Genomic DNA, 5,264 nt, shown 5'->3' on the forward strand with positions numbered 1-5,264 from the left:
AAGGTTTTGCGGCAATGAGCAATCCTACGAAAATAAAAAAGTTGAATGGTATTGTTTCCCACTTAATCCTATTTTTTTACTCTATCTATTTTTAAAATCAAAATCTTAATTATTTTAATTTGTATAATTTTTCATTTTACTAAAGACAACTAATAGATATTTAATAATTTTCCACAAATTCTTCCACAGATAAAACCTTTCTATCCATTTCCATTTCCTTAGCTAAATCACTGATATACGGCTGTTTTACCATGCTTTTCTCTAATGTGTCAAATTGCCAAAAAATATCACGTTTGTCTCCATCAGCGATAACTTTTCCATTTGTCATTACAATTACTCTGTCAAAATTTTTTACTACAAATTCCATATCATGAGTTATTGTAATTATAGTTTTCCCTTGCTTTTGAAGTTCGTCAATCAAATTATGTAAAACTCTCATTCCTCTAAAATCCTGTCCTGCTGTCGGCTCGTCCATTATAATGACATCTGAACCCATTGCAATTACTGCGGCAATTGTAACAAATTTTCTCATGGAATACGGTAAATTGTATGGATTTTCCTTTTGATATTTTTCAAGTTCTGTTAATTTTATGGCATTTTCTACCATTATTTTTGTTTCATCAGGAGAATATTTTAATTTTTTTGCTCCAAAGGCTATTTCATCGTAAACATTGTTATGAAATATCTGATCCATTGGATTTTGAAAGACATATCCGACTTTTCGGCTCATTTTGGCAACGGTATATTTCTTTGTATTCCAGTCATCTACAACCACATCTCCACTTACTGGCTTTAAAAGTCCATTCAACATTTTTACCATCGTTGTTTTCCCAGCGCCATTTTGCCCAATAATCGCAACTTTCTCCCCTTTTTTTACTTCAAGAGAAACATCATTAAGCACATTTTCAGTTCCATTAGGATATTTAAAATTCAAATTTTTTACAGTAATAAAACTCATAGTTTTGTCTCCTTTAAAAATTTTATTAAACAATTATCTTCAATAATTATTTTATTGTTCCAGCTCCTCTTTTTTCCTCTTCATGTATTCTGTAACTGTTCTAAAACTAAAAAAAGTCCCAAATATTATAAAAGTTACTGATATTATTAATAAATTTTTGTAAAAAAATCGTTGATTAAAAACTTCATTTAACGAATTAAAAAACTCTGCTGTAAATTTTGTTTTCTCAGCGGAACTTATAAAATATGCCAGTTCAGTCACATTTCCAATATAAATTGTTATAATTGCTGGAATATATGCAAGAAAAAGGGCTGATAGCAATTCTTTATTTGACGGCTCTTTCTTTTCTTTTGGTGCAAATCTGCTTTTATTCTTATCCTTTTCATTTTCAAAATTTTTTTTATCATATCTATTTAATCCGTATGTCCAGCCACTACATATTCCTAAAAAAATCAGTGCTTCAAAAAAAGGTATGTATTTATTAACAAATATTTTAAAAAGACAATATAGGCAATAAACAATTGTCATCACAAAAAATAACAAAATAATTCCTAATAAGCCTGACAAGTATCTTTTCATCAAAATTTCCCTTTCTCACTTTCCAAATTTTCTTATTTTCTAATAGAATTTAGGATATTTTTTATCAAAATTTTCTATTAAGTTTTTTAATAAAATTTCCTGACAAATTACTGTATTTTTAGCTTCAATTTCAAGAATCGTATTCTTTTTCAAATCACTTACTGTAATTGTGCCGATTTCAAATTCAATATTATAATTTTTCCAATCATAAATCTCATTATCAAATGTTACAGATTTATTCGATACTTGTATTTTTGGTGAACTTTCAAAGATCTGAGTCAATTCCTGCAATCTTTCTTCGCTTGAAAATAAAAATTTATTTTTCACAAAACCTTGATTTTGAAATGGAAAAATCTCAACTCCACCATTTTCAATATTTTCTACTGCTTTTGAAAAATTTTTTTCTAAAAAACATTTTTGAAATACTGAAAATAAGTCATAATCATATCCGCTTCCATCTATCTTTTTCCAATTACCACCATCAGGTTTATACAAAATTTTAGAAAACTTCTTCATTTGAAATAATCTATTATCCTTAAAGAAAAAATATTTTAAATTTTCATAATACACTTTCTCTTTTTTGAAAATAAAATAATCATCATAAAATTCTATGTTAGAAAATTTATTTTTGTAATAAAAAATAAACAATCCATTTAATAAGACAAATAGTATAAATAAAACTATTGAAGTTGAAACAGAAGATATGCTAAAGCCTTTTTCCATTTCTTTTGTCACTGAGAAAAGCAACATTATATCCAAAAATATCAAAATTCCTAAAATTTGTATTCTTGGTTTGGAATAAAATATAGTCCAGTCTATTTTTATAATTTTTTTCAGTTTTCCTTCTTTCATAAAATCCCTTTCTCTTCCAATAACTTTCTATAGATCTCAAAATTTTCATTTTCAAAACATACAAAATTTACTTTTTCTATAAAATCATTTATTCTATCACAGCGTTAATAGCCGTTTTTGCAGCTAAATCTTTTGGAAATCTATAAACTCCAGTCGAGATATTTGGAAAGGAAATATTTTTCAGTTTATTTTTTTCAGCCAATTCTAAACTTGAAATATAGGAATTTTTTAACAATTTTTCTGCAAATAATTTTACTTCATTATTTTTTCCTGACTGCCAGACAGGTCCAACTGTATGAATTACATTTTTAAATGGCATATTTCCTGCTCTTGTAATAACAGCTTCCCCAACGTTGCATTTCCCTTGAGAATCACGTATTTTCATACAATCTTCTGTTATTTCTTTTCCGCCTTTTCTATGAATTGCACCATCAACACCACTGCCTCCTAGTAAAGAAGAATTTGCGGCATTGACAATCACATCAGCAGGATATTCGGTAATATCGCCTTTTACAAGAACGATTCTATTTTTCAAATTTTTTGGTTGCATAATTTTTCCTTTTAAATAAATATTTTTAAGATTTGCTTAACAATTTTTATTTTTTCAATAATTCCACTATCTTTTCCTTGGTTATAGGAATTTCTTCAAACTCAACTTTTCCTGATTTTTCAAGTTCATAGGCAAGTATAGAATACTGTGTCATACCAATTTCCTTTTCCAGCAAGATTTTATTATTTAAAACTTCTTCCGCTTTTCCACTCAAAATTATTTCCCCTTCATCAAGGACAAGTATATTTTGGGCATATTCTGCAATAAGTTCAAGTTTATGCTCAACCAAAATTATTGTTTTTCCTTCATTTGCCATTAAATTTATAATTTTGAAAATATCTTCTGTTCCTTTTGGATCAAGCTGTGAAGTTGGCTCGTCAATAACTAGAATATCAGGATCCATTGCGATAATTGAGGCAAGTGCCACTCTTTGCTTTTGTCCGCCAGACAAGTCATATGGATTTCTGTCACGCAGTTTTTCAATTTCAAGCAGTTTCAATATTTTTTCAACTCTAGAAATTATTTCTTCTTTATCTAAACCTAAATTTTCAAGTCCATAAGCAATTTCCTCGAAAACAGTATCTTTTACTCCACTAATTTGCGTAAACGGATTCTGAAAAACAAATCCAATTTTCTGAACAAGTTCCTTTTGAGAATAATCTTTCAGTTCTTTATCTTCCAGCGTTATTTTCCCTTTCAGTTCCCCTTTGTAAAAATCAGGCACAAACCGCCTCAACATATTGCAAAATGTCGTTTTCCCGCTCCCATTTTTTCCAATTACAGCCCAAAATTCGCCTTTTTTTATCTCAATATTAATATTTTTCAGGGCTTGTTTTTCTTCAAGCGGATATTTGTAGTTTACATTTTCTATTTTGAAATAACCCATAAAACCCTCCACAAAATACATAGCACTATAAAAATAGCCAGCACAATTTTCATAATTTTATCATTTTTTGTTTCTTCTATATCATGCAATATTGTCCGCTTTTCTCCAATCGAAAACCCACGTGCCTCCAATGTAATTGCTCTTTCCTCAGTATTTAAAATAGAAGATAGGACTAATGGCACAAATACTGGCAGTAAAGCCCTCGTTCTTACAAAAATATTTCCTTCTGTTTCCACACCTCTTGAACGCTGTGAATCCAAGATTACGCCAGCCTGTTTTCCCATTTCAGGAATTATTTGAAAAGTTAAAAGAAGGATAAATGCAAATTTAGGATTTATTCCTTTTTTTTCAAGAGCTATTGTAAAATCCTTTATTGAAGTTATAAGAGTCAGCAATGTAACTGAAGCCACGATTGCCCATAACTTTGATGTGATTTTTACAGCTTTTAGTAATCCAGCTTTATAAATTGTAAAAATCCCAATTCTTGCTACAATTTCATTTGAAGCAAATAACGTACTTTGTGCAGCAAATATAACTAAAGTCAATAAAAATAAACTTATGAAGACTCTTTTGAAATAAGCACTACCTTTTCCATAAAAACTTGCCAAAATTCCACAAACTATAACAAGCACATAGCCATAAAAGTCATTTGGGATTAAAAATGCTGAAATTATAAGTGATATTGCAAAATATAACTTTGTAAGCGGATACAGACCTTCTGAAAATTTTTTTATCATTTCATTTCTCCACTTCTATTTTGTTCCATGAATATAGTTTTCTCCATGCTTAAATTTAATCAAATATCTATCAGACATACTTTTAACAATTAACATCGCAATAACAACTGTTATTACTTTATCACCAATTTCTGAAATAAAATTAGATAAAGTTGCTGCAACTTTTAAGTTTATCCCTTGTTTTACAAAAAATGAAGTCAAAACTCCAGTTGCATTCGGTGTAATTCCACCATACATTAAAATTGTTATTAGAGTAGATGAACTAATACTAACTATCGCCAATATTAATGTACAAACTACTATTTTTACAACATAATTTTTCATTTTAAATCTAGTTAATGTTCCCATTACAACAGCAATCAAAATTCCAACTGGTATAAATGCCAAATTTTCAGGTGCAAGTCCACCAGTAACTACACTTGTAATAATTGCAGCAACCGATCCAACCCAAGGACCAGCCAGAAGACTTATAAAAACTGTTCCTATCGAATCAAGAAATAATGGAACATTTAACATTTTTGCAATAGTAAATCCTGTAAAATTAATAGCCACCGCTACTGGTATCAACAAACTTGACATTAAAGAAAAATCCTCTTTTAAACTTTTCATTTTTCTGCCTCCTTAAAATTTTATTTACTATATTTTAAAACATATTTGTCAATATTTCAACCTTTGGAGAAAAATTTTGTTATTTTTTTAACA

At 28.8% G+C, this 5,264-nt stretch carries 7 protein-coding genes; all 7 read right to left on the bottom strand.

What is annotated here, in order from left to right; translation table 11 throughout:
- Nucleotides 1–160: 160 nt before the first annotated feature.
- Nucleotides 161–958, bottom strand: coding sequence for an energy-coupling factor ABC transporter ATP-binding protein (locus tag Q0370_RS06140; protein WP_299573467.1), 798 nt, complete (start codon nucleotides 956–958; stop codon nucleotides 161–163).
- Between the two features lie 51 nt (nucleotides 959–1,009).
- Nucleotides 1,010–1,537: a hypothetical protein gene (locus Q0370_RS06145; protein WP_299573470.1), complete on the bottom strand. Its 528-nt coding sequence runs from the start codon at nucleotides 1,535–1,537 to the stop codon at nucleotides 1,010–1,012.
- 39 nt (nucleotides 1,538–1,576) lie between these two features.
- Nucleotides 1,577–2,389, bottom strand: a complete 813-nt coding sequence (locus tag Q0370_RS06150; protein WP_299573473.1) for a hypothetical protein — start codon at nucleotides 2,387–2,389, stop codon at nucleotides 1,577–1,579.
- 88 nt (nucleotides 2,390–2,477) lie between these two features.
- The gene (locus Q0370_RS06155) at nucleotides 2,478–2,939 is read right to left on the bottom strand and encodes a macro domain-containing protein (protein ID WP_299573475.1); all 462 of its coding nucleotides are present in this window, start codon (nucleotides 2,937–2,939) and stop codon (nucleotides 2,478–2,480) included.
- Between the two features lie 46 nt (nucleotides 2,940–2,985).
- Nucleotides 2,986–3,825, bottom strand: a complete 840-nt coding sequence (locus Q0370_RS06160) for an energy-coupling factor ABC transporter ATP-binding protein (RefSeq protein WP_299573478.1) — start codon at nucleotides 3,823–3,825, stop codon at nucleotides 2,986–2,988.
- Nucleotides 3,807–4,562 carry an energy-coupling factor transporter transmembrane component T gene (locus Q0370_RS06165; protein WP_299573480.1) on the bottom strand — a complete coding sequence of 252 codons (756 nt, stop codon included), beginning with the start codon at nucleotides 4,560–4,562 and terminating at the stop codon, nucleotides 3,807–3,809. Before Q0370_RS06165 ends, Q0370_RS06160 begins: the two co-directional genes overlap by 19 nt.
- Nucleotides 4,563–4,577: 15 nt before the next feature.
- Nucleotides 4,578–5,171 carry an ECF transporter S component gene (locus tag Q0370_RS06170; RefSeq protein ID WP_299573483.1) on the bottom strand — a complete coding sequence of 198 codons (594 nt, stop codon included), beginning with the start codon at nucleotides 5,169–5,171 and terminating at the stop codon, nucleotides 4,578–4,580.
- Between the last annotated feature and the right edge of the window lie 93 nt (nucleotides 5,172–5,264).

Origin of the sequence: uncultured Leptotrichia sp., from assembly GCF_938036635.1 — a bacterium.
Classification (GTDB): domain Bacteria; phylum Fusobacteriota; class Fusobacteriia; order Fusobacteriales; family Leptotrichiaceae; genus Leptotrichia; species Leptotrichia hongkongensis.